This is a genomic window from Mucilaginibacter inviolabilis (genome assembly GCF_011089895.1).
In the GTDB taxonomy this organism is placed as follows: Bacteria; Bacteroidota; Bacteroidia; order Sphingobacteriales; family Sphingobacteriaceae; genus Mucilaginibacter; species Mucilaginibacter inviolabilis.
Genome location: NZ_JAANAT010000002.1, coordinates 214,848 through 239,145 on the forward strand (window position 1 = coordinate 214,848; position 24,298 = coordinate 239,145).

Sequence of the window (24,298 nt, forward strand, 5' to 3'; positions counted from 1 at the left end):
GTATTCAAGCAATCATCCGGCTAGCCGGATGATGATTACGAATGATGATTATTGGTGTAAGTATTTAGCGTTTTGAATGATCTGGTTGACGACACGGGTATCCTGGCTGACATAATTGGCAAAGGGATCAAGGGAGGCGATCACGCCGCGTTCCTTTGCCCAATACATCGCTTTCCAGGCACCATAAGCTAAGCCGTCCAGTATTTGCAATTGGGTGACCACCTTGCGTAATAACTGGTCGCGGGCATTATAGTCCGCCAGTACGTTATTGCCTTCCTTGAGGATATAGCCGGAAACGTCGGTAACCAGCGCCAGTGACCGCGTTCGCATTTCCGAAGCAATATTCCCCGCAAATACGAGCAGATAGGGCTCGCTTCGGGCCATCTCCAGTGCCTGGTTAATATAACCCGTCATATCCGCGATAATAACGGCCATGTTTTTGACGGCGAGGCCATCCTTCAGCGCTGAATTCACATTCGCCAGCCCATTGTAGATCATGGTCTGTGCCAATACCACCGACCCTACATTAGTGTTGAGGTCATTGATATTGTTATTGATCTTGCCGAGATACTGGTCATGTGTCGTCTCTGCGCCGCTTCTGACCGCGGCATTTTGGGTGACGGCGACCAGGTGCTGGTAGTCTATGACATATTCCTGTGCCCGCAACCATTGAAAAGGCATCAGCAGGAATGCTGCGATTAATACGTTTTTCATTTGAGGTATTTGGCATTTTGGATGATATCACTGCCGATAGACTTATCGGCATCTATAAAATTCTGAAAGGGATTTGCGGCCCTTAGCAGGGAAGCCAGGCTGGAATACTGCATCATGCTAAGCATATTGCCCGACAGGTCCTGTATTTTGCTCAGTTCGGAGAGCACATAATCAAAAAGCAATTTCCGGTCGGAAGCCTTCATCTGGTTCACGTCGCCCAGCGAAAGTGTGAGGCCCGTGACATAAGCTACGAGACTTTTCGCCTGGGAAGCAAATTGCAGGGCTGATTGATAACCGACGGCGATCAACGCAGGATTTTTCTGGACCAACTGTACGATCTGCGCCTGGTTGCTGACAATGCGGTCCACCATTGGCGTGGCGTATATGCCGATATCTGCTATATTAATGGCTGTACCGAGCGTGTTATAGCGTTGCTGCAGCGTCCGGTACATGTTCTTCATTTTATCCAGCAAGGTCAGGTTAGCCTGTTCGTTCGCCGTTGCCAGCGCTTGTTGGTTTTTTGCCTTTACCTGTAGTTTATTTTCGGACTCCGACTCATCAACTAGCTGATGCAGTGCGGGGATATCCAGTATTTTTTGTTGTGCAAATGCATTACCCATAAAGGCCAGGGTGATAGCCGGTATTAATAGTATAGATTTCATAGGTCAATTATTTTTTGCCGTTGTGCCTGAACAGGTCCCAACCGGGGCGGGTCGTTAAGCCCAAAATCTGGAGCTTGTTGCTCATCGGAAACATAGATTCGATCAGGACGTAAGCATCGGCGGGTTTTTCGTTTTTGTTTTTAACTTTTGCCGTAAAGGGCGATGCCAGCGCTTCAGGAAACGGCACGACTGGCGAAGACAAACGACCCTTATAGAAAACCATCAGGTATTCGAATACCATTTTTGTCGTGCCCTTTTTCCATTGAGGTCTTTGCCAGACGAGATAGTTGCAGTAGGTATACCCCAACTGCTTCATATATGCCCTGCAGTCTTCCGTGAATTTTGAAGTGACCCAGACGAACAGCATTTGATTAGGGGATGAACCAATTTCCAGGCAATCCCGTATGAAATAAAATGCCTTCATCGCTTTTAACGTTTTCGGCGGGAGGTTGTCCATCATCCAGCGTTGTGATCGCTGGTAATTACGATACTGTCGCCATGGCGGGCAGATCATGTAAACTTCATAATTCATTGCTTCAGGTATTTGGCGTTGGTCAATACATCATTAGCTATCCTGACATCCTGGTTCTGCCATTCCGCCCAGGGATTCAATGACCGAAATATACCGTTGATCTTCGCCCAGTACATGCTTCTGTCCATCCCGTAAGCGATACCGCGAAGGATGCGCATTTCATCGGCGATATGGTTCAGCATCCTGCCGCGTTCACCGGAATCCATGAGGTTTTTACCACCCTTGAGCACGAAGGCAGTCACATCGGCTGATAAAGTCGCTGCCCTTGTCTCGAAATCGCGTGCGCCCTGTTCAGCAAAAAGCAATAATACCGGGTCGGATTTGGCCAGGGTGACCGAGGCCTCTACATCGTTGATAATGTCGGTGCCGCATTCCGCGATCTCTTTGATCGTGGTGAGGTTATTAATCACGGAGGCAACCTGGCTCAGGCCCTGGTAGATCTTATTTTGCAGGTCATTTACGATGACCAGCTGGCCACTGACGGCGAGCTGGCCTTTCTGGATCAGGTCAAGCTTATTATTGGTGGTATTCAACTGGCCGTTGATCACTCCGGCGTTAACGGCGATCGCGGCGGAAACTGCCGGGTCAACGGTCAGGGTTTGTGCGCGGGAATTGTCAATATTAAAAAATAGCAGTAGCCCTAAAATTGAAAGTTTAAAAATGCTGGTTTTCATGATTGGTGATTTTGATTAACCTGTGAAATAAAAGCAGGTAAAGATTTACCGCTGTCTTTAAAATTCCGGATAAAGGCATCGAGCCCTTCAGGATAGGAACCGAAGCGATTGGTATAGCTTTCTACCGCTGATTTCTCCGGTTTTTCTGTTGTATAAGTAAGGTACTGCGGTAAGGACACTTCTACACCGTAAACTTCCCCAACGGCACCGCGCCGGATATACACTTCTTTGAAGCGGCCGCGATTGTCCGTGTTATCCAGTTGGTTGATCGTAAATATTTTGCGGCGCTCAGTCTCATTTATAGATAATAAGGCTGCGATATCATTATAATTGTCTTTGAATTTAGTTTGGTCGAGCAGGCAAATCGTGTCTGAGTTATTAATGATGCTGTCCTTAACCACTGCGTTGCCGATGATGTCGCCAAGTTCCTGCGTAACGACTATCGCCTCGCCCCAAAACTTCCTGACCGTCTTGTATAAATAGAGCAAATAACCCGCCATTAAGGGGCTTGCAATGGCTTTCCAGGCTTCCTCTACAACTAACGCTTTACGCCTGTCCGACCGGTACCGCATCTTTTGGATGAACACATCCATTATGATCAGCGTAACGATGGGAAAGAGGATCTTGTGCTCCTTTATACTATCGATCTCGAAAACAATAAAGCGTTCGGTGAAGAGCGATTTATCGGCTTCCTTGTTCAGGATCGGTGCAAATTCACCGCCCTTATAGAATTTTTTCAGCACATAGCGGAACTCGTCAAAATCAAAAATGATCTTTTCTTCGCTTTTGATCTCAGGTATTTTCTCCAGCGCAAATTCATAAAAGGTATTAAAGTTCAATTCGCCGCCGTCAGCAAAGAACTTACTGTAATAAGCCGATATCACGTTGGCCACCACATCGCGTTCTACAGGGCTGAAGGTTCCTTCGGCACCTTTCCAGGCTACCCCGACCAGTGTGCACAGGAAATCTTTCTTTTCAATATTGTATTCCGCTTCGGTAATGCGGAAGGGGTTCATCGTGATCGGTGTTTTGTCCGTATAGGTAATGTACTTCCCCTGGTAATAAGAACACAGCCCGGAATACGAGTGGCCGGTATCGACGATCACCATGTCCATGTTGAAGAGCATATACTGCTCGATCAGGGCATTCATAAAGAAGCTCTTACCCGAGCCGCTGGGCCCTAAAACGAACTTGTTCCGGTTGTTGATCCGGCCTGTGCGCATCGGCAGATCTGCCGGGTCCATACCTACGGGAATGCCCTGGCGATCAGTAAACCGCAGCAGAAAATCGGACGGCTCATCCTTTGGCAGCGATTCCTTAAAGAAAAAGCAAATGGCCGCGTCGCACGTTGTCAGGAACCAATCATATTCTTTAAGCTCCACCCCGTTACCCGGCAATGCTGTCCTGAAAAGCTCTAATTGGTTATAAGCGTTCTTGCTGGGAATGATCCCTAATTGGAACAGTGAACTTTCCACGAAATTCACTGCCTTCTGGATGGCGGCAACCGGTGCAGCGACGATAATATTGAAGTGGCAGTTGACAAGGAGTTGGTTTTCACGGGCAACATCGTTTAATAAAAGGTCGATGTCTTCCACGCATAGCTGGTTAGCGGGGTCGGGAATACCTGCGTGCCGTTTCTTTTTTTGTTCCAGCTTGCGCAGCGTAACGACCTGGTTAGGTATTTCGATGAGCTGATTAAAAACGATCACATCGACCCCGGGTACCTTAAAAAGAAAAGACAAGAAATCCACCGGGAAGCCCCGCATGCTTTCCTTGTCATTCAGCTCGATGTGTGTGGCAACGTCCGGTGGCAGGTCGATGCTGTCTATATTGACCAAGCTGAGACACCTGACGGCCTTTTCACCTATCCTGATCTCGGTCTCGGATGGCGAAAGGTTATTTAATACAATATTTGGCCGGCCAAATTCCATGCTCAGCAATTGCAGCACCAATTGGTTCAACTGGCCTTCGTTAAGGGCGCGCGCTGATGGTAATATGTCAAGCACCTTGCCCACAGCCTGCCTGAATTCACCCAGCAGACGGCCATCGAAAACATAAAACGCCCCTTTTTTGACCTGGCGTGTTATCGTCAGATAGGTGGCTACCTGCAGGCATTCCCTTCCTTCGAAATGGGCATTGTATTGTTGTTGCAGGTATTCACTTGCCGGCGGCCCTTTATAGGGTGAGCGGCTGATCATGTCCTGTTTTTGCAGCAGATAACCATCGCCCAATATTTTGACGACGTTAATCAGCAGGTGGTGAAATTCTTCGTAACCTGCGGGATAGGCGGAATAACGGATGACGGGGTTGATCATCTGTATAACCACCGAATATTCGCCGTTCAGGCCGATGAGCAGATCGTATTCCCCATCTTTATCCACACCCGCATAGGGAATGTTAAACAAGGTTTTTACGCCCATAATGATTTAAAATGTAAATGTTTGAGCTGCGGCTTTTGGAATGAAGGCCGCCTTTTTGTTTCGAGGCGGTGAATAATAATCCGCCAACGACAAAGCCGATCAGTACCATGGCGCCAAGCCACATGTTGACCAGTGACATGGTTAATGCGCCGAATACGAGGCCGGTCAGAAGGGAGGCAATACCCCAGTAAATGAATTTGCCTTTGAACCCTTTGAATATAAGGGGCCGTTGCAGCCCCTTATATACAGGATACTTCCTGGCCATGATTATAAGCCGAAGAAAGCTTTGATCACCAATGCGGAAACTACGAGAAAGACGCAGCTGCCGCCCCATCCCATGAGTTCTTTATTGATGTCTTGGTCACCGCTGTTCCATTTGGAATAGACGCGGATGGCACCCACAATGCCGACGATACCACCGATCACCAGCGTGATATTGGTTACCGGTGCTACATAGGTCTTTAAGGTTGTGGTTGCAGTGTTCAGGCCGTTAACGCCGCTTTGTGCAAATACAGGAACCGACAGGGCCAGCAATACGGCTGAAGCCCATAATTTTTTTGTTTTTGTAAACATTAAATTGGAGAAAAAAAATAAAGGCGGAGATCTTTTAGGGCCAGCCGGGAGGAGGCCGGGTTATCATGAAAGGGCGTCCAGATCACGAACAACGCCCCAATAAATTCACCCGATAGGGATTAGTAGCAGCAGCGCTACGCTTACCTGAAAAGTTGGGTTTGGATGTTTAGACAGAAATCTTTTATCGCTCCGGGTGGAAGCGCTTAAAAAAACGGGCAATCAGATTCCGAATAATGCCCGCAAAAAAGGACCCGCAAGGATCATAAAGAATGAAGCGAAGAACCATGCAGCCACGGCTGAATCTATGCGGTCCTTACCCATCTGCCAGTTATGGTACACCCTTAGGGCACCTAACAGGCCGAACAGGACAGCCAGGACCATTGCAAAATCGAAGGCCGAAAAAAAGGATGAGGACAGGTCCTGTTTAGCCTGCTGCATCTCAGCGATACCGGGTTGGGCAAATGCCGCCGCTGATACCAGGCAGCCGGCAAAAGACAGGAAATATTTCATGGGTCAGAAGCTTACTGCTTTGATGTACTCGACCGATTCCTCACGGGCGAGATTGAAAAGCTGTTTCAGGTTTACACCGCCTGAAAAGGTAAAAGAGGAATCTTTCCCGGTACCGGTAACTTCCTCTACATGTGATTTAACGGGTTCAACATCTTCGACAAAAGTGAGTTCATGTTGGTCACTCCCGGTTTCCCTGCGGTTAGTTCGCAGGTAGTCCCAAAAGATAAGGGCTGCATAATAAATGGTATAGATACCAAGCAGCCATACGGCAAATTTTATCCAGGTCATAGTTCTGTGTTTTGTATGAATTTTTTAATAATGATTTTGATTTCCGGGTTGGTTTCCAGGAAATATTTGACGGCAAAGGCGACAAATTTTGTGATGTCCGTTCCGGTCGCCATTTTAAACTTGTTCATCAGATCGACGGTTGGTTTATCAAAACGGACGTGTACCAGGCTTTTATGGTCACTATTGTCATAGGCCCAAAGTGATCTGAGCACCGTATCATGAGTTAAGACCCCATTGGCTTTATGCTCGTTTTTTATGTCAATTATATTTTCGGGCTCTGGCTTGCCGGTACGCAGATCGTTCGCGACGTTTATGCCTGCACGCTTTTGGCCTTTAGCGTCGCAGAGGATCAGCACCGAGTAATAGGCCGCATAGGCGCAAAGGATTCCGGTTACAAATTTTATCCGCGTCATAAGTATGAGTTTTGTATAAATTCCTTGATGATTGTTTTCAGTTCGGGATGCAGACTGATAAATTGCCGGACGGAATACGCAACGAATTTTGTGGCATCTACCCCGGTCGCTATTTTAAACTGGTTCAGAAAGTCGACGGTTTGTTTATCAAACCGGAAATGTACCATTGTCTTATGATCGCTGTTATCATATTCAGCCAATAACTGAAGTATAGGCACAGTGGCGGACTTGTTTGCTTTTTGTCCCGGCTTTTTAGTATTAGTGGCTGCTGGCGCCTGTCTGGCCTTGACCGGCTTTTCACCGGGTTTTATCATTTTTTCCCGGAGTTGGTCGGCTAATGATTTCATTTTTTCCATAATCGGTCAGCAAATATTTCATCGAAAACAGGGGTGATGATCCCATACAGGGATAAGGGTGTTTGAAAGGTGGTAATACGTTGAAAGTCGATACGGTCCGGTATGGCTGCGGTGATCTTTCCGAATTTGGAAAGCTGCTCATTTACCTCGCTCATGATCTCGAACTTGACATTTGCCTTGATCCGGTTGGGGATAAAAACAACATCCACTTTGGGATTTACCTTCTTAAGAACGACACTAAATAACACCGTGGATTCAAAGGTAAACTCGTCATAAGCGAACGGGCAGATGACCAGGTCGGCGGCTTTAAAGACGGGGATTAGCCCATCATCATCCAGTTTGCCGGGCAGGTCGATCAATACCGCGTCCTTCTTGTTTTTTGTAAGGACGGGGATCAGCGGGGCGAAACTTTCCAGGTTTGCCGGTAACACATCATACGGCTCTTCATTTTCCAGCACCTTGGCTTTTTCAAACTTTTGCGAAATGGACTGCTGGTAATCCATGTCAATGATGGTAACCGGCCAGTCTTTAGCCAGGCTCAGGTAATTCCCTGATAGGACGGTGAGCGTACTTTTTCCAACGCCGCCCTTTTGGTTTCCAAATAAACAGATCATAATTTTTCATGGGTTGATCCCTTAACGGGTGTTTGTTCTTGCTTTCTTTTGTCTGCGCCGCTTCATGCCAAGCACCTGCTGGTCATCTACGTCATCCGCTATCATGATGGGCCGGATATAAATAGGTTCGGGTGCATACCCGGAATAATAGGTGATGGCATTGTCACTCAGGTAATCATGAAGTTCCATGACCGGTGGCCTCAATGCCGCTTGAATTTCCATATGCGGGTCCAGCAGGTATTGCAGCTTCAGGATCTCGCTTCCTTTAAAAACCTGTTTGGTGGAATGGTCTATGACCGTATAACCATAAGGTGCTTTTCCTTCGGATGAGTGAAATACCAGGTCGAGGCCGTAGTGCTTATGCATCAATGCAACGAAATCGGGCGATGCCTTATAGGCAATAAACAAATCCCGCAGTTCTGCAATTCTCGCCCTGTCGGGTTTATAAGCATTTATCTTTTTTTGAAGCTTCTCTTCATTAAGGTAATCCCGCCCGAGAAAACCCTGGTTTTCCAGGATCAGATAGAACTGCGCTTTGGTGCTGAAGCGGTATTGCATGGCAAAGTCATAGCCCAATACCTGGTTGATGTTTCGAACCGCACGGACCTGTTCGTAATCACGGTCGATCTGTTTCCCGTCTTTTCCTACGCGGGAACTGACCACGTGAACGTGATTATTTTCCGTGTCTTTATGGAAGACAATGAGATAAGGCTGGTCGCCGTATTTCATTTCTTTAAGCCACATCACTGCAATCTTTGTTAATTCCTGTTTGTTATAATTACGGCCCGATGCTGAAATGACCGCGTGGAACTGCGTATTTTTAATACCTTTATTCTGGGCGGAAACCATCAGCAGATAGTTAACCAGGTCCTGCGGCCGCGGGTTGCTCAGCGCATGCATCGCCCCGAAATTGGCGATCAGCATCAGCTCGCCGGTATTGCGGTCAACCTTGTCGGTATTGTACTTAACGCCGGCGAAGGTCCTGGATGGCTTTTCGAGAATACGGGCGATCATAGGTTAATTTTAAAAGGCCTATCGGCTGAGCAGTTTATCAACCGATCAGGATATCGCCCAATCATACCAGCTTATGATCATCCAATCTGCATAGCTTACGATCAGCTAATCCTTGAATCTAACAATCTGCCTATCGGCATAGCTTGCGATATGCAAATCTACCGCGCTGTCTATCAGGTGATCCTGCGATCATGTTATCTTCCAATCTGTTAATCTGGCGACCCTCCGATCTTGTTACCTCCCAATCTATAGATCTTGTGATCCGTCGATCTGTGTATTACGCTCCCATGGCACGGATGATCTTCCGGAGCGAAACTTCGAACTGTTGTTGGACACTGATGTATTCTTCAAACAGCAGGTTGAATTGCTTTATAACGGCAGGATTCAGCGCACCCTTTAACTTAAGGGTGTTCGCATGTTTAGCCAGCTGGTTAATATTATTGCCGATCCGTCCCATTTCCGCACCTGCGTCGTCAATGTATCTGATCAGCTCCCTGGAATTGATCACCGTCTTTTTCGCATCCGATAAAATCCGCATCCTGATGAGGTCTGTTTTAGAAACAGACAACTCTTTTTCCAGTTCAGTTACTTCCCTGTATTCGTCTTCCGTAAACCTGACATTAATGAATTTCGTCCGTTTACCTTCCTTTAATTTCGGCCTCCCATTCAGTTTCTTAATAGGCTCCATGAAAAAATGAGTTGCGAAATTTTTTTAAATCCTCCCGGGAGGGCAAGTGACTTTTTGTGAAACAAAAAGACATCTTGCCGTTGCAAAAGCAACGGAAATCCTGACTAATAAATTGGGCTTCAACCCTCAAATAAGAAGTTGGGTGGCGGCTCTGCCGTTATCGGACTGTGGGCGCTACCTAACAAAAGGCACTTTAATATTACCAAAGAAATTCGTTTTGATTCCTTGCTCACTGGCACCTGTTTTGACCTGCGCCTTTATCTTATCATTATAATCGTTAAAACCTTCGTATGCCGATGAACGGTCGGTAGCATAGGGTAATGCTTTTAAAAAATCCCTGCTGGCCAGTTTACCGGCCTTATCCCGGTCAAAATAGATATCCAGGCAGGAAAAGGCTTTTGCTTTGGCGATACCTTGTTGTAACAAGGTCAGGGTATTTAAAACTATAATACTGTGGTCTGCCTCGGGATTGTCAAAACGCCAGCTCAAAAAGTCAAGAAAGCCTTCAAACAGGGCAGCCTTTTTCGGATGTCCGGGAATAAAGGTTATGCCTTTGTGTCCCATACAGCCTTTGAAATACCTGTTTCGAACCTCCCAGGAGTTATTTTCATTCAGCCAGCCTGCGGCGAAATAATGTTTACGAACATCGTTCTCATCCTCTACGAAATAATAGACCTCGCTCAGGTAAAATTTGGCAACTTCAAACACTCCCCGGCTTTTTAAATAATCTGTTATAGCCGGATGTGCGCCCAACGGCCTTACTTTTTCAACGACATGGTTGACCTTGACAGGTTTTCGGGGCCTTAACGTCCTCGGTTCAGCTGCTTCGATTGAACATACGTCCTGGATCTTTTTAACCACCTCGTTAAACCCCAAATGCTTCCAATAGGCCAAACCAAAATCAATAATGTTCCCGCCTTTCCCGGCACCGTGGTCGAACCATACACCAAGATCATCGTTCACACTAAAGGATGGATTGCTATCATTGTCCCGCAGCATACTGATATACATTTTTTCGCGGCCGCGTTTGGGAACAGGCTGATATCCTAAACGGCTTAGCAGGTCTACCAGCGAGGCTTGTTCCTTCAGCTCCCTGGCGGTTAATAACTTTGACATAAATAATGGATTTGAGTTAAACAGAAAGCCGGTAACCGGCAAAAAAAAAAGACACCTGTTCGCATTAAGAAAGATGCCTTGGTTAATGGGGCAGTTAGTCGCTGCCTATTCATTGATAATTGGTAACTTTAGCTATGAAGTTTCAAGTTTATTTACCTTGTGATCAGCTACTGCCTTATGTGAAGCACCTGATTGTTTCGGAAAATGAAGATCCGAACACTTATCAGATCCTGCCTGATACCGCCTTAGTGATCGGTTTTCAGTACCGGGGTAAACTGGCTTACTTAACTGATGCTAAAACGCACCCGCTGGCGACCGCCGGTATAACGGGTTTACGGGATACTTACCGGGTATTCCAAAACACTGCCGGCATAGGTTCGGTGTTGGTCGTATTCCGGGAAACCGGCGCGGCCAGGTTTTTTCACCAACCCTTGCACGAACTGTTCGGGAAAAGCCTGCCACTGGAACATTTCTTTGATGCCAGCGAACTTGCTGAACTCGAAGAAAAACTGGTTACGGCTACGGGCGATCATGACCGCATCAAACTGGTCGAGCAATTTTTGACCGGACAATTAAACGAACGTTCCGCTGATCTCCTCGTTAATCGCGCGTTGGAATATATCCACCAGTCGAAAGGCACTATTCGCATGAGCGAACTTGCTTCTTTGCTGCATACCAGCGCCAGCCCGCTTGAAAAACGCTTCCGACAGGCAATCGGTGCCTCCCCTAAAAAGTTTGCTACCATTGTCAGGGCACGGAACGTATTGGCGGCTATGGAACGAGGTAACCAGGATTATGCCGAATATCTTTCAGCATTCTATGACCAGGCGCATTTTATAAAAGACTTCAAAAAATTCGCCGCGGTCACGCCTGAACAATATTTAAAGCGCCTGAAATAAACGGATTTTTACAATCCGGGGCGTTTTGGCCGGGCTACCTTTGAGCATCGAAAAAACAAAAAAGATGTTCACACTACAACAAATAAGGGCGGCACACGCCAAAGTAAAAAGCGGCATAGATTTCCCCGCTTATGTGCATGAAATAAAACAACTGGGCCTAGTGCATTATGACTTCCTGGTGAAAAACGGACAAACCGAATACCACGGCGCAAACGGCTTACAGGTAAATGGCGAGGCGCGCTATCCCGAAAAAATAATTTCAATTCAGTCCTCATCAATCGCCGTCCGGCAGATCATTGCCGAGCATCAGCAGGGCAAAAGCGATTTCTTAACATTCTGTCAGCTGGTGGCCGGAGCTGGGGTGAACAAATGGGTTGTTGACACCCAGGCAATGATCTGCACTTATTACGATCTGGCGGGCAACAGCCTGGTTGCAGAACCTATCCCGGAAAGTGGTTATTAAGTGAAGATTATTTTAATAAAGCAATATCCCCAATGGGATAAATCGTACCGGCAGCGGGTATCGAACCCGGTAATTCGCTTCTGCCGGTATCTATATTTTCGGGATTACTCACGTCAGATCCTACGATCCGGGCTATTCACCTGCCTTCGCGCTTTCGGCATATTGCGGCTTTACGCTCACCTTCGCGAAATTTCCGGCTCCCCGCCGGATAATGCTTTATCCCCCAATGTCAAATAACGCTCGCTTGATAACCAGGTTAACTGGTTGATCGGTCACCGTTGTGGTGATCATGGAAGCAAAGCAAGCGGATACGGGGATGCGCAACCAGTGAAAGGGGGTGAAACAAAGTTTTCACCCCCCTGTTGCTGATGGCAGTTTGCGCAAAGCGTAAAATATGTAAGTATTTATAAAAGAGTGGGTTATTTCAATCCTTCAGCATCCATTAATTCTGCCAAAGTAATTTCGAGACCTTTGCATAATGCGGATAAGGTACTGATCGAAGCATCAGTTTGTCCCAGTTCAACATAAGATACCTGGCGATAATCTATCTCGGATAATTCGGCAAGCCTTTCCATGGAAAGTTTCTTTTGGGTTCTAAGAATCCTGACCCTTTGGCCAAGTGCGTTGATAAGTGGTTGGTTTCGGACGTTCTTCACAGAACGAATGTGCAACACAAATCCGTTGTTTAGTATGAAGTATATTTCATATCCATAATTTTTGTTTTTAGGTTTGTATCATAATAACCAATTTTGATATATTCAAATTGTAAATTAGTTTCCAACAATGGTAGAAGTGAGTAAACTTAATTGTTCCTTTTCAACACTTGGCGTGGGGAATCAATTTATCCAGCAAGCAGAACGCTTAGGGTTATTTAACCTTGGGGATGTCATGAAGGTAAACCTTTCAAGGCTAAAGCAGCATAAGGAATTTAGTTTTACATGGTATGCAGATATGCTCGATCTGCTGAAGGAACAGGGCTTGCTGCGCCAGTTCCAGGAAAATCAGTTATAGCCGCCTTAATTATAATTGGATAAATTAAAATTTGAATTGAGCCAGTTCAGCATCCCGATCAGGTGACCTTTCATTTTCTGGGCAGTCGAAAATTCCACATCCGTAGATTTTTTTTGTAAGCTTTCCGCAGACATAAATAAAGTGTGAGGGGTATAAAAGTGCAGGGCAAAAAAACTAAAGAGGTCGCCGACATTTTCTTTTGGCAATAAGCCTTTTTCGATCTGCATCCGGATAAAAAGGCCGAATTGCGGCACGGGTAGATTCATCAGGAACCGTATCCCGGCTTTGGCCTTTTCTTTGTCCATCACTGCGTCCCGCCTGAGTTTCAGCAATTGTTTTGCAAATGCGTACTTCTCGGAAAGGAACCGGTCCAGGTCTTCATATAACAGGGATGATGCCCCTGGCATTTGCAATCCTTTTTCAATATGTAAATTATAGAGCTGGTCCCTCTCGGTCAGCAACATTTCCTGCTGTTCATGCAGTCCCGGAATGTCCGACAGGCGTTTGCGCCAGGTGCTGACACAATAGTGAAAAAATTCGGGGAGGTTAAAATCGTGGGTGATCAGCAGTTCCATAAACGCCTGGGTGTCTAAATCCGGCCTTTGCAGAATAATATCGGCCAGCTCCTGCAGATAAGCCTCGTCAATTCCCCGGAGTTCCTTACGCTGCATAAGCAGAGAAAAACCGTACAATGCCAATTCCTTTAAGGGCTCATCAATGTCTTTATCATTCAGATGTTCCGCTAATAAGTGATGTTGCTGCTTCAAATGCATTTTAACCTGCGGCAGGTTATAATTGGTGATTTTGACCAGGCCCTCAGCAAAGCGGTAGGTCCCGCAAAGGGCAGCGATCAGTTCTTCGAACACATTACAGGTGTACTGGTAATTGGCCCTGATCTGTTCGGCCTGGGGGTGCGTTTTCCAGATGGGATGTAATTTCGTAAGGTAAATATTGACTGCATTGCTTAAATCAACGATTTGATTGATAAATGAAATGATCCCGTTTTTGTTCTTTCCCCGGTTCGCATGGGGACAATAGCCGGCTTGGTGTTTTATACCGGCAATTTCATCGGATAAAAAAGCTTTCCAATTTTCAAATTCCTTTTTTGAAATTTGGTGTCCAGCGAATTTCTGCGGATTTAACGAATCGGTCACAAAAAGCTGAAGCTGTTCGGATAGTAAATTCATAGCTGACTTCAGATAAATTTTTCATTTGCAATAAATAATTAAGGATAAGGGATTTAAGATAAATATTCGGAAATTCAAGTGGTAATTGCTGCATCATGCTATTATTAATAAATGGATTTAACTGTACTTATTGGAAATATGTAGCGCCTTGTCCACTTCGGTAAAAGCCTCCAATACTTTATCCAAATGGGCTGTAGTGTGGGTCGCCATTACATTCATCCTGATCCTCGCATTCTTTTTGGAAACAGCCGGGTACATGATCGGGTTGGTATATATACCGGCTTTTAAAAGCAACCGTCCGGCTTCCAGCGTTTTTAGGATGTCCCCGACTTTTACCGGGATTACGGCGGAAGCGGTGGTTCCGACATCAAAACCGAGGTTGATGAGCCCATTTTTCAAATAATCAATATTTTCCCAAAGCCGGGCCCTCCAAACCGGTTCCTCATCTATCAGGTCAATCGCCTTCAGGATACCCATTACCGCCGGTGTTGCCGTCGTAGAAAATAAGTGCTGCTTGGACTGGAATTTCAGATACGTAATAAGTTCCGCGCTGGCGATCACATAACCGCCGATATTGCCCAGGGCCTTGCTGAATGTGCCGGTGATAATATCGACCTGATCAAACGCGTTATCTGTTTCGATAACGCCCCTCCCTGTATCTCCCACAACACCGATACCGTGCGCGTCGTCAACGACCAGGTATGCCCCATAACGATGGGTCAGTTCAGCAATTTTTCCAATCGGTGCGATATCCCCATCCTGACTATAAACGCCATCGATAACGACCATTTTCGTACGGTATTTATCCTGCGCATTTTTAAGCACATGCTCCAGCATGGCCAGGTCATTGTGCAGAAAGGTTTTTATCGTTGTCGTTAGTACACCTTCGTAGACGCTGGCATGTACATTCATATCAAGGATGGCGATATCATTCTTTTTTTGATTGCTGTCATCCCGATGAAGGATGCATTGCAGGGTCGCGCTATTCGCGGTATAGCCCGTAGTATATAAAATGGCATCGCTCCGCCGATAAAATCCGGCTATTTTCTTTTCCAATTGTTCGTGGTAAACAAAGTGTCCGCCGATGGCCGGTGACGCACCCGATCCCGTGCCAAACATTTCGATCCCTTTGATCACCGCGGCCTTGACCAATGGGTGCTGGCTGAACCCGAGGTAATCGTTGGAAACCAGGCACACGCACCAAGTCGGGTGACTGTCGCCGGGTAATATCAAATTCATTTCCGGGCCAACAGGTGATAATGATTCAATTCTGTAATTTAAATGTCCGTTAGACCGTAAAAAGTCCAGGTATTCTTTGAATTCCTGCGCGGTCTGGTAAATATCCTGGCCCTCAATATTCTCAAAATCTTTGAAGCTCGCCCTTTCAAAATTTATTTTTGACATAGGTATCATTATAAGTAAAGACCTAAAAATACCGTACAAAAAGATTCAAAAGTGTGACATGTAAAATTTTGGTTAATTTTTTATTAATTAAAACGAAATAAATTAAGCAAGTCACACTTTTCAAGAAAAAAGAACATTTATTTTGCTCGAATTATTGGAGTCGGTCATTATCGCCTTTACATCTAAATACACCTGTAATTTAATCCGTCTTGGTTTTTAATGGTAGTGTATCAGTTTACGGGCTTGCAATGGCTTATAAAACTATACCTATGAATTTAGCATCCATATTCAGCGTACTGTCAAACACTACCGGATTATCAGACGCGTTAAAAGAAGAACTATCCGAAAAGGTGGGAGAAGAAAAGTACAAAGCCCACCAAATCATTCATGCTGCCGGGCAAATGGAGAACAGGTTATATTTTATTGAAAGTGGGTTTGCCAGAAATTATTACTATGACCATCATGGCAATGAGCATACCGTTAGGTTTTGGAAAGCCGGGGACATCGTATTTTCCTATGAAGGTTATTATAATGTGCCTTCTTATTTTTATACCGAAATATTGGAAGAAAGCAGGCTGATCACCCTGAACTATATAATCTTACATGAATTAGATAACAAATTCCCCGAGATTGCTACCGTAATCAAAGCCATACTGATCAAGTACCAGCATGAAGAATACGAAAAACAAAAGTTGATCGCATTACCAGCAGAAGAACGGTTCCTGTTATTCCGCGAAAACAACCTCAACATTTTTAAAAAAGCGCCCTCCAGAATCATTGCCTCTTACCTGCACATCACACGCGAAACCCTGACCCGCTATATCGGTCGTAACTAATTCCCCCATAAACTTGCCAACGGTGTGATTTCAATCACAATAACCGATCAATACAGCACGCAAAAAGTGTGAAAAATCAACTTGTAAATAGTGATTTGGATCACAAGGCGGGCAAAGAATTTGCCCTTAGATTTAACCCATAAGCTTCCCCTCTTATAGTAACCAATTTAAATCTATTCACTTCTTACCTAGCTATAGGTAATACAAAAGAAAGGAGCAAGTGACAAACAGGAAAACAACAAAAATGTGGGTTACGTACCTACCGGTAATCGAATTACCAATTTAATCAAAGATGGTCAATCCTATATCTTATGGAAAGTACAAGTATAATAAACGACAAGTTCCAGCTTTCAGAACCGGCTAAAGAAAAAATAATAATCGCCATTTGCTGGTTATGCATGGCATTATTTCTCTATACCGCCTATGCCAAAATAACAGATCACGCCCGTTTTTTAGCAGGCCTGACCAAGGTTCATCTCATTAGTGGCTTCGCGGTATTCATCTCCTATGCCGTTCCTGCAATTGAAATTGTTGTTGCATTGTTATTGCTCATCCCGCAAACCGCCAAAACCGGACTCTACAGCTTTTTTGCGGTTATGGCATCGTTCACGATTTATATCGTCAGCGCGATGATTTGGGAAAAGAACCTACCGTGTCATTGCGGAGGCGCCATCGAAAAATTAAGCTGGGGACAACATATATGGTTCAATCTCGCATTTATAACCATTGCCATAATTGCCCTCCGGCTCTTCAATAAATTAAATACATCTTTAAAAACTTAAGAAAATGAAAAATTTCAAAAAAATCGCCTTAGGCCTTTTGGTAGGTGCTTTGGCAATCGGGTTCAGCTCATTTACAACTGTTAAAAGTAGTTTGGCGCCTTTCCACAATAAGGCATTAAAAGCTCATATGATAACTGATGACTTTTTGCTTCAAAACCAAGGTGTTGCCGGCGTATTTGCGCAAGACAACAGCTACGATTCAGGTAATTGTGCAACATCGGAAACGTTGCGCTGTGGGTATTCTGTAACAGCAACTGGTAAGACTAATATTCCTAACCAAAGCACGTATAGTTCCTCTGATATCACCAATTACCTAAGTCATAATTGGATCACACCTGCACCTGGTTCGAGCAACGCACTTTATAACTAAATGAAAAGGGGATGAATCCATCCCCTTTTCATTTTAATCTTCTAATTACTATCATTGGTTTTGATCTAATAACCTTTTAAATGCTACCAAATTATATCTCGGATCAGGTGGTGCAGTTGAAAGAATCTTTCCATTTTCTGATATTACAATCAAGGTAGGAAAGGCATCGATATTATAGTGTTGTATTATACTTGATTGCCACCCGTTTTCTGCTAACAAATTGACTTCCTTGCCTGAAGTGTACTTTCCCTGTTTTATACTTTCCAACCAAGATGATTTACTTCGGTCAACACTCACAGAAATGAAGATTACATTCTCATTAGTATAGGACGCAATTATAGGTTTCATTGATTTAGCCAAAGTTAAACAACCGCTACAACCAGTAAACCAAAAATCGATAACTACAATCTTACCTTTGAAATCGTTTAAGGAGACCTGCTTGTCATGCTCATTATTTAATGAGAATTGATAAGCCTTAGAACCAACTAAGTTTGCATTATACAAAGACATAAGGACATCTTTTATATTGGAAGGCTTTGCCTCTTGAGCAGCTTTATTGGTATAATCAACAAAGTCAGGTTCCCTTATACGGTCAACATTTAAAAATGCGCCTAATATTACTCTGTCCTTTAATATACCGTTTTTGCACTGCAATGATACTGCCTCATTTATTTCCTTAAACTTCAAATCGTTAAAGAAGCTCAGTTTAACATCGCTTCGGCTGATGATTGCATAAGCTTTTGAACGAAATGCAAGGAAGTCGCCAACATAATAAGAAAATGCAAGTTCCTCTTCGTTGGCTTCGGGCAACCTGAAAAAGCGCTCGTAAGTTTGAATATAGAATTCTTTCGTCTCGGCGAGCCATATTTGTTTTTTCCCCAAAAAAGGAGATATACATCTACCTACTATATTTTGATTACAAAATGCCCAATTATCCAACTTGATAAGCCTTATTACTTTTGCATTGATTTTTGTTTTCGCAGAATCTATTAGGCTGTTTTTAACCATCAGTAGACTGTCGTATCCTTGCTTCAACGAGTTCATTGCATGCTCGCGATCATTTAATTGCATGTAATAATTATACTTCCTATTAATTAAGTCCTCAGATAGGTAGTCAATGTTATTAATGGCGTACATATCTTTAAATTTGTCTTCACTCTTACCTGAAAATTTAGCGTCAAATTTGTGTGAATTAAGCGTAATAGTTACCTGGTCGTTTTTTTCAAAAAGGAAAAGATTATTGCTATTATCTAAGGGAATATCCCAATCCTTAAATGATGCCGAATCCTTCCATAATGCTATTCTTCCATAGTTAATATCGGTTGACAGCGGAACGTCGATTCTATTGACACGTTGTATTGTCTTTAATACGTAGGATTTTGTCGCGACTGGATGATTCGAACTTACCCCATTTTGATAAATTACAAAGGTTATTACCAGCCCCCGACGAAACTCATTGTTATTTACCACTATGGTAACTCTTGCTTGTTTTATGCTGGCTGCGCAAGCATTCATTTTTGGCCCTAAACATAGGAGCAAAATGCAGACTAATAAATAGCAACATTTCTTGATGCTTATAATCATATTTTGAAGTTTAAGAAGTCTAACTATCTTTGATTCTGTTGTATACCGCTTAAAGCGATTTCATCTTTTGGTATAGGCATTACCCATTTCGAATCATTAGGTGGTAAGGAATAATTGTTGCCATTTAATGACCGTGTCAGCGTTATTTGTGCTCCCTCTGCATTCAAGCGTTTTAAGTCATACCATCGAAGCCCTCTCCACATTAATTCCTTTCTACGTTCAAGCAAAATTGTACTTAAAGCGGCGTTTGCAGAGGCGGCAGATAAATTGGTGAAGGTGCCTGTTTGATACCTTCTTAACAGAAGACTATTGAGTGTACTTATCGCATCGTTCGTTTGTCCGAGCCGCGCGAGGCATTCTGCTTTAATCAGGTATAATTCATCAGTCGCAAGGCCGGTAAAGCAGTAAAGGCCTGTGCCATAATAACCTCTTTTTCTATAATATGTACCATCGGCACGTTTTGAAAAATACAAGGTTAACCTTAAATCACTTGGACTATACAAAGAAAGGATGTCAGTGGGAACAGCGGACAATGCACCGGAATAATTGCCGGTAAATTCACCATAAGAAGTAGTTTGCCGGGAGTTATAAATAAGTTCATTATTTGTCGTGGAAAAAGGCGTTGATGATGTTTTACTTGTTGTATTATAATCAATCAAGGTATTATACAATGTTAAAGCTTGATCAGCATTCGATTTTGCAATTGTGTAATTTCGCATATCTAAATAAATACGAGCCAATAAGGCATATGCAGCGATCTGTGAGGGCCGGTTGAGATTGGCTGATGGCCTGGCGGTAGGTAGCAGCGGAAGACAAGTATTAAGATCGTTGATTATTTGATCGAAGGACTGTTGTAATGTACTTCGCTGTTGAATGTAATTGATGTTTGCACTCAACCTTAGTGGTATTCCTAAATCTGAAGATGCCGTACTGCCATCGTAAGCTTTGCAAAAAGCCCGGGTTACATCATAAAAAGCATAGGCTCTGTTGAAAAGTGCCCAGCCTTTTAAATACTGCCCTTGGGCACTGGCACTACTATCAGACTTACTTAAGCCATCTAATACATTATTCGCATAGAATATTTCCTGATAAAGTGCGTTCCAGTCCCGAATAGCAACATCACCCTGGTAAATGTCACTTGCCCATATGTAAGCGTTTCTTTGGGTCGGGGAGGCAGTTTGCCAATTGACAAAGTTAACGCTGTATTCATCGGCGGAAAGTTGTCCTAACCCGCCCGTTTGGTTAAAAACCAAGGTATTATCCAATAAGCTTCTAAAATCGCTTAGTGTACTTGGCACAAGTAAGTTTGTTGCAGGCTTTTTATTAAAAAAATCAGATTTGGTGCAACTGAAAAGGGTAAATAACGCATTAATGGTAATTCCCCATATGAATATATTCTTTTTCATTTTTTTAAGTTAATGTGTTATAAATCTGCTTTAAGACCAAATGAAACGGTTCTGACAGCAGGAATGCTGTAAGGATAATCGGGGTCAATATGTTCTTTATTGGCTCGCCAAAGGATACCGATATTGTTTAAATAGGTGAATAAATTTAGATTGCGGAAATGGATATACTTGACGTTTTTAAAGGTGTATCCAAAACGAATATCTTGCAGGCGAACGTTATCAGCCCTTTCCACTAAGATGTTTGAATAGGTATATAAATTATCTCGGTCTAAATTATCAGGGTACACTAACGCTGGTACATTGGTGTGTGTTTCGTCACCGGGTTTTTGCCATCTATTTCCGTAATCGGCCATTAAGTAGCTTTGAGGGCCTCCCGAATATAATACGCCGTTATTTAAGGAAGTCCTTCTAAAATAATATCCGAGTTTATAAATGATGTTAAAAGAAAGGTCGAAGCTATTGTATATAAAAGTATTTCTCAGGCTGCCAAAAGACGTAGGTGTTGCAGATCCATTGTAAACTAATTCAGAGCGGTTCGTTGAATTACTAATTGCAGTATAATCAGTGCTTATTTTGCCGTTTAAAAACCCCTGCGGATCACCTGTGTTAGTTAATCCCTCGTATTTGTAACTAAAAACAGCGTAATAAGGATACCCCGCTAAAGGATTCATATAGTTAGCTGAAACAATATTATAATTTGTTCCATTGCTGACCTTGTACTCGGTAACTATGTTTTTGTCATAGTTATATAGGAAGGTTGTAAGCCATTTTAACTTTCCATTTAGGTTAATTGTATTGATTTGTAAGTCAACACCTTGAGTTAAAGTATTTGCAGAATTTCCCGTAAAGGTAGTTACACCTGTTTGAGGGGATATTGGGCTGTTTCCAATCAAATCAAGGCCGCCTTTACGCCAATAATCTATACTTCCATTGATACGATTGTTCTTTGTGACGAAGTCTACACCAAAATTAATATTTCGGTCAACTTCCCATTTTAAAGAAGGATTGGGCGGATTAACAATATTAGTAAAATAAGCATTATAGGTTTGGGAAGCTCCAGGAATATTTATCGCGGTAAGATAAGCAGATATGCTGGTATTAACATTTCCAGTATAGCCATAGGTCGCCCGTAACTTTAATTGTGGCAGCCAGTCAATGTTGTAAAAATTCTCTTTATTTACAATCCAGGAAAGTCCGGCGCTCCAAAGCGGCACACCTTTTTGATTTGCGGAAACGCCGAATAGGTTTGACTCGTCCTTTCTTGCGCTGGCAGATAACACGTACTTTTCATCATAGGTGTAAGCTCCATTAAAATATATAGAGAAAAATCGGTTGGTATTACCTAATTCTGATGTATTAGCAGGCACTAAGGCACTATTATAACCATACGAAAAAGGATAATAAGTATTGAAGTTTACGCTCTGATTGGCGTCGGTAGCAGTTTCTGAATTATAACCGTATAATGTATAACTGTTGGTAAAGGAATTATAATTTTTTATTTCAGTACCTGCGATTGCAGTTAAATTATTTTTACCCCACGAGTTTTCATAGTCAATTTGAAACCTACCGTTGTTGGAAGAGAGCGTATTGCTCCGCTTATTTAAGATTCCGCCTAATGGTATTGGGTAAGTTACCGCCCCTGAAATGGGATCGATTTGAGTATATGTATTAATTAAGTTTCTGGTATAATATGACTGAAGCTGATTAAGATTGTTAAAGTCAGTTAATCCCTTTTCGTAGCTGTATAGTGCAGACGCTTTCAGCCCTTTTATTATTTTGTAAGTTAATGAAGCATTGATCCTGTAATCAGTAAGATCGCTTTGCGAATTGCTATACCCGCTTCTAAGTTCTTGCAATGGACTATATAACCAATTTAGCAAACCGGCATTCCCCGCGGTCGTTGCGTATGGAATATTAAGATTATTTTCAATAAATAATGGATTGCCCTTCGCATCAGCGAGTTGGTCATAAGGATAATTCGTAGTCGTTAACGTAGGTGCAGATTTCGAGGTGCTTCCTGTATAAACAAGATTGGTGAATAATTCCAGCTTATTATTCAAAAAGTAATAAGTGTTGTTTGTATTCAGGCTTATTCTGTCGTAGCTGTTGCCAACCTGGCTATTTATATTTTTATCATAACCAATAGAAACAAAATACTTTTGGTTTAAGCCGCCACCGCTGATACTTGCCTGGTACTGCTGTTCAACGCGTGGTCGGTAAAAATATTTAGCCACTTGGTTACGGGAGTCAATAGCTTTTAAAGCATTAATCTGTGAAGCAGAATCTGTTTTAGATAATGTGCCGTTTCTCGAAGCTGAAAAAATTTGAACAGCAGGCGACAAAACCTGATAACCGGTACTAATGGCATTATCATATACACCCTGATTAAATAAATATTGTTCTATCCCAATGTATTGCGCAGAACTTAATTGAGGAAGATAGTTTAGATTTGGTTTAGCACCGATAGTAGTATTAATATTGAAAGAGACGTTAGGGCCACTATTTAGCCTGCCTTTTTTTGTAGTTATTACAATTACTCCGTTACCGCTGCGTGATCCCCATGCCGAGGCTGCGGCTGCATCTTTCAATACTGTGATGCTTTGTACGTCATTCGGGTTAATATTAGAGGGGTCGCCATCATATGGAAAGTTATCTACTATAATTAGAGGATTAGGATTGGAAAATAGTGTGGTTCTTCCCCGTATTTCAATTTCGCTTTGCCCATATTGAAATGCGCCGTTGTTATTAAATAATAAACCACTTGTTACACCATCTATTCTGTCCAAAATATTTGTACTTATCTTACGGTTAATCAATGCACTATCAATTTGAACAAAACTTCCCGTTGCCCTTTCTTTTGGAATTGTTTGATAACCTGTAGATACAACACTTACTTCGTTAAGCGTATTATAGTCTTCATAGAGTTGAATGTTAAAAGGGCCTTTTTCATTTATTGAAAATTGGACCTCCTGTGATTTGTAACCTACAAAGCTTATGCTTAATATTCCTTGCTGGACTTTTGAAGTCATTGAGAAGTTGCCATTTCGATCTGTAGTTGTTGACAATTGAGAAGCTGTAATTTTTATTGTGGCGCTTGGCAATGGCTTACCTATTGAGTCTGTTACCCGGCCCGTTAAGAGGATATTTGATTGTGCCAGCGCTCGAAAATTTAGGCAAAGCGTGGCCAGTACTATTATGAGTATAGTTTTTTTCATAAATGTTTTAATTGGACATTAAAAGAATTACTGCTTAGAAAAAGATAAGAAAATGGCAACCTGAAATAAATTAACTAATGGCTGATCTAAGGTTGCCATTTCTTAACTAAAGTTATTCAGGTGCGCAGATTTTAAGTTGATAGGTGTAATTTGGGAAACGATTCATATTTCAAATGTTATATCATTTGAAATTATAAATCGTTTATTTGAGGAGGGTTAAATAATAGTGGAACCCGCCCAAGTACGCTTTGAAGCCTGTAGGAGGCCGAGGTGCATACAAGAGCGAGCCCACCATTATCGACAAAGATAATGAATGGGCACTTTTCTCTTGCACCTTGCACCTCTAAAAATTCCTACATTTTCAAAGCAAGATCCAAAATCCAAATGCCAGTATAAAGAATTCACAACTGCATTTCGCTAAAATAACATCATTTACAACTGTAAATACGTCGTTGGCGAGCTATTGCACATCAAAAATAAATAAATAAACATCAAAATCAAATTTTTTAACACTAAATTGATGTTTTTATTTTGGAAAGCAATGTTATTAAATAACACCTAAACTTA

27 protein-coding genes are annotated in these 24,298 nt (G+C 43.0%); 6 read left to right on the top strand and 21 right to left on the bottom strand.

Going from position 1 to position 24,298, the window contains the following annotated elements; all coding sequences use genetic code 11:
• Window positions 1-48: 48 nt before the first annotated feature.
• The 15 genes from G7092_RS16965 to G7092_RS17035 all read right to left on the bottom strand — a co-directional run bounded on the left by G7092_RS16965 (window position 49) and on the right by G7092_RS17035 (window position 10,574).
• A complete protein-coding gene (locus G7092_RS16965) occupies window positions 49-714 on the bottom strand; it encodes a hypothetical protein (protein WP_129568339.1) in 666 nt (221 codons plus the stop codon).
• The gene (locus G7092_RS16970; RefSeq protein WP_129568338.1) at window positions 711-1,376 is read right to left on the bottom strand and encodes a hypothetical protein; all 666 of its coding nucleotides are present in this window, start codon (window positions 1,374-1,376) and stop codon (window positions 711-713) included. Before G7092_RS16970 ends, G7092_RS16965 begins: the two co-directional genes overlap by 4 nt.
• Window positions 1,377-1,383: 7 nt before the next feature.
• Complete coding sequence (locus G7092_RS16975; RefSeq protein WP_129568337.1) at window positions 1,384-1,908, bottom strand: MT-A70 family methyltransferase; 525 nt, start codon at window positions 1,906-1,908, stop codon at window positions 1,384-1,386.
• The gene (locus tag G7092_RS16980) at window positions 1,905-2,582 is read right to left on the bottom strand and encodes a hypothetical protein (RefSeq protein WP_166091196.1); all 678 of its coding nucleotides are present in this window, start codon (window positions 2,580-2,582) and stop codon (window positions 1,905-1,907) included. The genes G7092_RS16975 and G7092_RS16980 overlap by 4 nt, the downstream gene beginning before the upstream one ends.
• Complete coding sequence (locus tag G7092_RS16985) at window positions 2,579-5,002, bottom strand: TraG family conjugative transposon ATPase (RefSeq protein ID WP_129568336.1); 2,424 nt, start codon at window positions 5,000-5,002, stop codon at window positions 2,579-2,581. Before G7092_RS16985 ends, G7092_RS16980 begins: the two co-directional genes overlap by 4 nt.
• A complete protein-coding gene (locus G7092_RS16990; RefSeq protein WP_129568335.1) occupies window positions 4,980-5,267 on the bottom strand; it encodes a plasmid transfer protein in 288 nt (95 codons plus the stop codon). Before G7092_RS16990 ends, G7092_RS16985 begins: the two co-directional genes overlap by 23 nt.
• Before the next feature lie 2 nt (window positions 5,268-5,269).
• Complete coding sequence (locus G7092_RS16995; protein ID WP_129568334.1) at window positions 5,270-5,575, bottom strand: DUF4134 domain-containing protein; 306 nt, start codon at window positions 5,573-5,575, stop codon at window positions 5,270-5,272.
• Between the two features lie 219 nt (window positions 5,576-5,794).
• Window positions 5,795-6,085, bottom strand: coding sequence for a DUF4134 family protein (locus G7092_RS17000; protein WP_129568333.1), 291 nt, complete (start codon window positions 6,083-6,085; stop codon window positions 5,795-5,797).
• 3 nt (window positions 6,086-6,088) lie between these two features.
• Window positions 6,089-6,373: a hypothetical protein gene (locus G7092_RS17005; protein ID WP_129568332.1), complete on the bottom strand. Its 285-nt coding sequence runs from the start codon at window positions 6,371-6,373 to the stop codon at window positions 6,089-6,091.
• Window positions 6,370-6,786, bottom strand: coding sequence for a hypothetical protein (locus tag G7092_RS17010; protein ID WP_129568331.1), 417 nt, complete (start codon window positions 6,784-6,786; stop codon window positions 6,370-6,372). Before G7092_RS17010 ends, G7092_RS17005 begins: the two co-directional genes overlap by 4 nt.
• On the bottom strand, window positions 6,783-7,142 hold the full coding sequence (locus tag G7092_RS17015; protein WP_129568330.1) for a hypothetical protein: 360 nt from the start codon (window positions 7,140-7,142) through the stop codon (window positions 6,783-6,785). The genes G7092_RS17010 and G7092_RS17015 overlap by 4 nt, the downstream gene beginning before the upstream one ends.
• The gene (locus G7092_RS17020) at window positions 7,130-7,756 is read right to left on the bottom strand and encodes a ParA family protein (protein ID WP_129568329.1); all 627 of its coding nucleotides are present in this window, start codon (window positions 7,754-7,756) and stop codon (window positions 7,130-7,132) included. The genes G7092_RS17015 and G7092_RS17020 overlap by 13 nt, the downstream gene beginning before the upstream one ends.
• Window positions 7,757-7,777: 21 nt before the next feature.
• Window positions 7,778-8,770 carry a relaxase/mobilization nuclease domain-containing protein gene (locus G7092_RS17025; RefSeq protein WP_129568328.1) on the bottom strand — a complete coding sequence of 331 codons (993 nt, stop codon included), beginning with the start codon at window positions 8,768-8,770 and terminating at the stop codon, window positions 7,778-7,780.
• Between the two features lie 277 nt (window positions 8,771-9,047).
• Complete coding sequence (locus G7092_RS17030; RefSeq protein WP_129568327.1) at window positions 9,048-9,458, bottom strand: plasmid mobilization protein; 411 nt, start codon at window positions 9,456-9,458, stop codon at window positions 9,048-9,050.
• 174 nt (window positions 9,459-9,632) lie between these two features.
• On the bottom strand, window positions 9,633-10,574 hold the full coding sequence (locus G7092_RS17035) for a DUF8464 domain-containing protein (protein WP_129568326.1): 942 nt from the start codon (window positions 10,572-10,574) through the stop codon (window positions 9,633-9,635).
• A 134-nt stretch (window positions 10,575-10,708) separates the two neighbouring features.
• Between G7092_RS17035 and G7092_RS17040 the strand changes: the two genes are divergently transcribed.
• Both G7092_RS17040 and G7092_RS17045 read left to right on the top strand, forming a co-directional pair.
• The gene (locus G7092_RS17040) at window positions 10,709-11,473 is read left to right on the top strand and encodes a helix-turn-helix domain-containing protein (protein ID WP_129568325.1); all 765 of its coding nucleotides are present in this window, start codon (window positions 10,709-10,711) and stop codon (window positions 11,471-11,473) included.
• A gap of 64 nt (window positions 11,474-11,537) precedes the next feature.
• Entirely contained in the window at window positions 11,538-11,936 is a 399-nt protein-coding gene (locus G7092_RS17045) for a DUF1398 domain-containing protein (RefSeq protein WP_129568324.1), read from the top strand.
• Window positions 11,937-12,355: 419 nt separating this feature from the next.
• Here G7092_RS17045 and G7092_RS30805 read toward each other — a convergent pair whose 3' ends face one another.
• Entirely contained in the window at window positions 12,356-12,610 is a 255-nt protein-coding gene (locus tag G7092_RS30805; protein ID WP_317170004.1) for a helix-turn-helix domain-containing protein, read from the bottom strand.
• A 214-nt stretch (window positions 12,611-12,824) separates the two neighbouring features.
• Here G7092_RS30805 and G7092_RS30810 point away from each other — a divergent pair, with 214 nt between their 5' ends.
• Window positions 12,825-12,947, top strand: a complete 123-nt coding sequence (locus G7092_RS30810; protein ID WP_262511168.1) for a hypothetical protein — start codon at window positions 12,825-12,827, stop codon at window positions 12,945-12,947.
• Window positions 12,948-12,952: 5 nt separating this feature from the next.
• Here G7092_RS30810 and G7092_RS17055 read toward each other — a convergent pair whose 3' ends face one another.
• Window positions 12,953-14,134 carry a hypothetical protein gene (locus tag G7092_RS17055; RefSeq protein WP_129568322.1) on the bottom strand — a complete coding sequence of 394 codons (1,182 nt, stop codon included), beginning with the start codon at window positions 14,132-14,134 and terminating at the stop codon, window positions 12,953-12,955.
• Window positions 14,135-14,251: 117 nt separating this feature from the next.
• Window positions 14,252-15,538, bottom strand: coding sequence for an aminotransferase class I/II-fold pyridoxal phosphate-dependent enzyme (locus G7092_RS17060; RefSeq protein WP_129568321.1), 1,287 nt, complete (start codon window positions 15,536-15,538; stop codon window positions 14,252-14,254).
• A 269-nt stretch (window positions 15,539-15,807) separates the two neighbouring features.
• Between G7092_RS17060 and G7092_RS17065 the strand changes: the two genes are divergently transcribed.
• The 3 genes from G7092_RS17065 to G7092_RS17075 all read left to right on the top strand — a co-directional run bounded on the left by G7092_RS17065 (window position 15,808) and on the right by G7092_RS17075 (window position 17,526).
• Window positions 15,808-16,374, top strand: a complete 567-nt coding sequence (locus G7092_RS17065) for a Crp/Fnr family transcriptional regulator (protein ID WP_166091198.1) — start codon at window positions 15,808-15,810, stop codon at window positions 16,372-16,374.
• A 311-nt stretch (window positions 16,375-16,685) separates the two neighbouring features.
• Window positions 16,686-17,156 carry a MauE/DoxX family redox-associated membrane protein gene (locus G7092_RS17070; protein ID WP_146749905.1) on the top strand — a complete coding sequence of 157 codons (471 nt, stop codon included), beginning with the start codon at window positions 16,686-16,688 and terminating at the stop codon, window positions 17,154-17,156.
• Window positions 17,157-17,160: 4 nt separating this feature from the next.
• On the top strand, window positions 17,161-17,526 hold the full coding sequence (locus G7092_RS17075; protein WP_129568318.1) for a hypothetical protein: 366 nt from the start codon (window positions 17,161-17,163) through the stop codon (window positions 17,524-17,526).
• Between the two features lie 51 nt (window positions 17,527-17,577).
• Here G7092_RS17075 and G7092_RS17080 read toward each other — a convergent pair whose 3' ends face one another.
• From G7092_RS17080 to G7092_RS17090, 3 genes are read right to left on the bottom strand one after another with little or no spacing between them, the layout of a single operon-like run.
• Window positions 17,578-19,110, bottom strand: a complete 1,533-nt coding sequence (locus G7092_RS17080) for a peroxiredoxin family protein (RefSeq protein WP_129568317.1) — start codon at window positions 19,108-19,110, stop codon at window positions 17,578-17,580.
• Between the two features lie 23 nt (window positions 19,111-19,133).
• Entirely contained in the window at window positions 19,134-20,516 is a 1,383-nt protein-coding gene (locus G7092_RS17085; protein WP_129568316.1) for a RagB/SusD family nutrient uptake outer membrane protein, read from the bottom strand.
• Window positions 20,517-20,533: 17 nt separating this feature from the next.
• Complete coding sequence (locus tag G7092_RS17090) at window positions 20,534-23,731, bottom strand: SusC/RagA family TonB-linked outer membrane protein (RefSeq protein WP_129568315.1); 3,198 nt, start codon at window positions 23,729-23,731, stop codon at window positions 20,534-20,536.
• Between the last annotated feature and the right edge of the window lie 567 nt (window positions 23,732-24,298).

Excerpts from the sequence above, each read along its gene's own strand:
- G7092_RS17045 (WP_129568324.1), top strand. The coding sequence starts at position 11,538 with ATGTTCACACTACAACAAATAAGGGCGGCACACGCCAAAGTAAAAAGC.
- G7092_RS17055 (WP_129568322.1), bottom strand. The coding sequence starts at position 14,134 with ATGAATTTACTATCCGAACAGCTTCAGCTTTTTGTGACCGATTCGTTA.
- G7092_RS17005 (WP_129568332.1), bottom strand. The coding sequence starts at position 6,373 with ATGACCTGGATAAAATTTGCCGTATGGCTGCTTGGTATCTATACCATT.
- G7092_RS17075 (WP_129568318.1), top strand. The coding sequence starts at position 17,161 with ATGAAAAATTTCAAAAAAATCGCCTTAGGCCTTTTGGTAGGTGCTTTG.
- G7092_RS16990 (WP_129568335.1), bottom strand. The coding sequence starts at position 5,267 with ATGGCCAGGAAGTATCCTGTATATAAGGGGCTGCAACGGCCCCTTATA.
- G7092_RS17065 (WP_166091198.1), top strand. The coding sequence starts at position 15,808 with ATGAATTTAGCATCCATATTCAGCGTACTGTCAAACACTACCGGATTA.
- G7092_RS17060 (WP_129568321.1), bottom strand. The coding sequence starts at position 15,538 with ATGTCAAAAATAAATTTTGAAAGGGCGAGCTTCAAAGATTTTGAGAAT.
- G7092_RS16985 (WP_129568336.1), bottom strand. The coding sequence starts at position 5,002 with ATGGGCGTAAAAACCTTGTTTAACATTCCCTATGCGGGTGTGGATAAA.
- G7092_RS17090 (WP_129568315.1), bottom strand. The coding sequence starts at position 23,731 with ATGAAAAAAACTATACTCATAATAGTACTGGCCACGCTTTGCCTAAAT.
- G7092_RS30810 (WP_262511168.1), top strand. The coding sequence starts at position 12,825 with ATGAAGGTAAACCTTTCAAGGCTAAAGCAGCATAAGGAATTTAGTTTT.
- G7092_RS17085 (WP_129568316.1), bottom strand. The coding sequence starts at position 20,516 with ATGAAAAAGAATATATTCATATGGGGAATTACCATTAATGCGTTATTT.
- G7092_RS17000 (WP_129568333.1), bottom strand. The coding sequence starts at position 6,085 with ATGAAATATTTCCTGTCTTTTGCCGGCTGCCTGGTATCAGCGGCGGCA.
- G7092_RS17035 (WP_129568326.1), bottom strand. The coding sequence starts at position 10,574 with ATGTCAAAGTTATTAACCGCCAGGGAGCTGAAGGAACAAGCCTCGCTG.
- G7092_RS17015 (WP_129568330.1), bottom strand. The coding sequence starts at position 7,142 with ATGGAAAAAATGAAATCATTAGCCGACCAACTCCGGGAAAAAATGATA.
- G7092_RS17080 (WP_129568317.1), bottom strand. The coding sequence starts at position 19,110 with ATGATTATAAGCATCAAGAAATGTTGCTATTTATTAGTCTGCATTTTG.
- G7092_RS17020 (WP_129568329.1), bottom strand. The coding sequence starts at position 7,756 with ATGATCTGTTTATTTGGAAACCAAAAGGGCGGCGTTGGAAAAAGTACG.
- G7092_RS17025 (WP_129568328.1), bottom strand. The coding sequence starts at position 8,770 with ATGATCGCCCGTATTCTCGAAAAGCCATCCAGGACCTTCGCCGGCGTT.
- G7092_RS17070 (WP_146749905.1), top strand. The coding sequence starts at position 16,686 with ATGGAAAGTACAAGTATAATAAACGACAAGTTCCAGCTTTCAGAACCG.
- G7092_RS17010 (WP_129568331.1), bottom strand. The coding sequence starts at position 6,786 with ATGACGCGGATAAAATTTGTAACCGGAATCCTTTGCGCCTATGCGGCC.
- G7092_RS16975 (WP_129568337.1), bottom strand. The coding sequence starts at position 1,908 with ATGAATTATGAAGTTTACATGATCTGCCCGCCATGGCGACAGTATCGT.
- G7092_RS16995 (WP_129568334.1), bottom strand. The coding sequence starts at position 5,575 with ATGTTTACAAAAACAAAAAAATTATGGGCTTCAGCCGTATTGCTGGCC.
- G7092_RS16970 (WP_129568338.1), bottom strand. The coding sequence starts at position 1,376 with ATGAAATCTATACTATTAATACCGGCTATCACCCTGGCCTTTATGGGT.
- G7092_RS16980 (WP_166091196.1), bottom strand. The coding sequence starts at position 2,582 with ATGAAAACCAGCATTTTTAAACTTTCAATTTTAGGGCTACTGCTATTT.
- G7092_RS17030 (WP_129568327.1), bottom strand. The coding sequence starts at position 9,458 with ATGGAGCCTATTAAGAAACTGAATGGGAGGCCGAAATTAAAGGAAGGT.
- G7092_RS16965 (WP_129568339.1), bottom strand. The coding sequence starts at position 714 with ATGAAAAACGTATTAATCGCAGCATTCCTGCTGATGCCTTTTCAATGG.
- G7092_RS17040 (WP_129568325.1), top strand. The coding sequence starts at position 10,709 with ATGAAGTTTCAAGTTTATTTACCTTGTGATCAGCTACTGCCTTATGTG.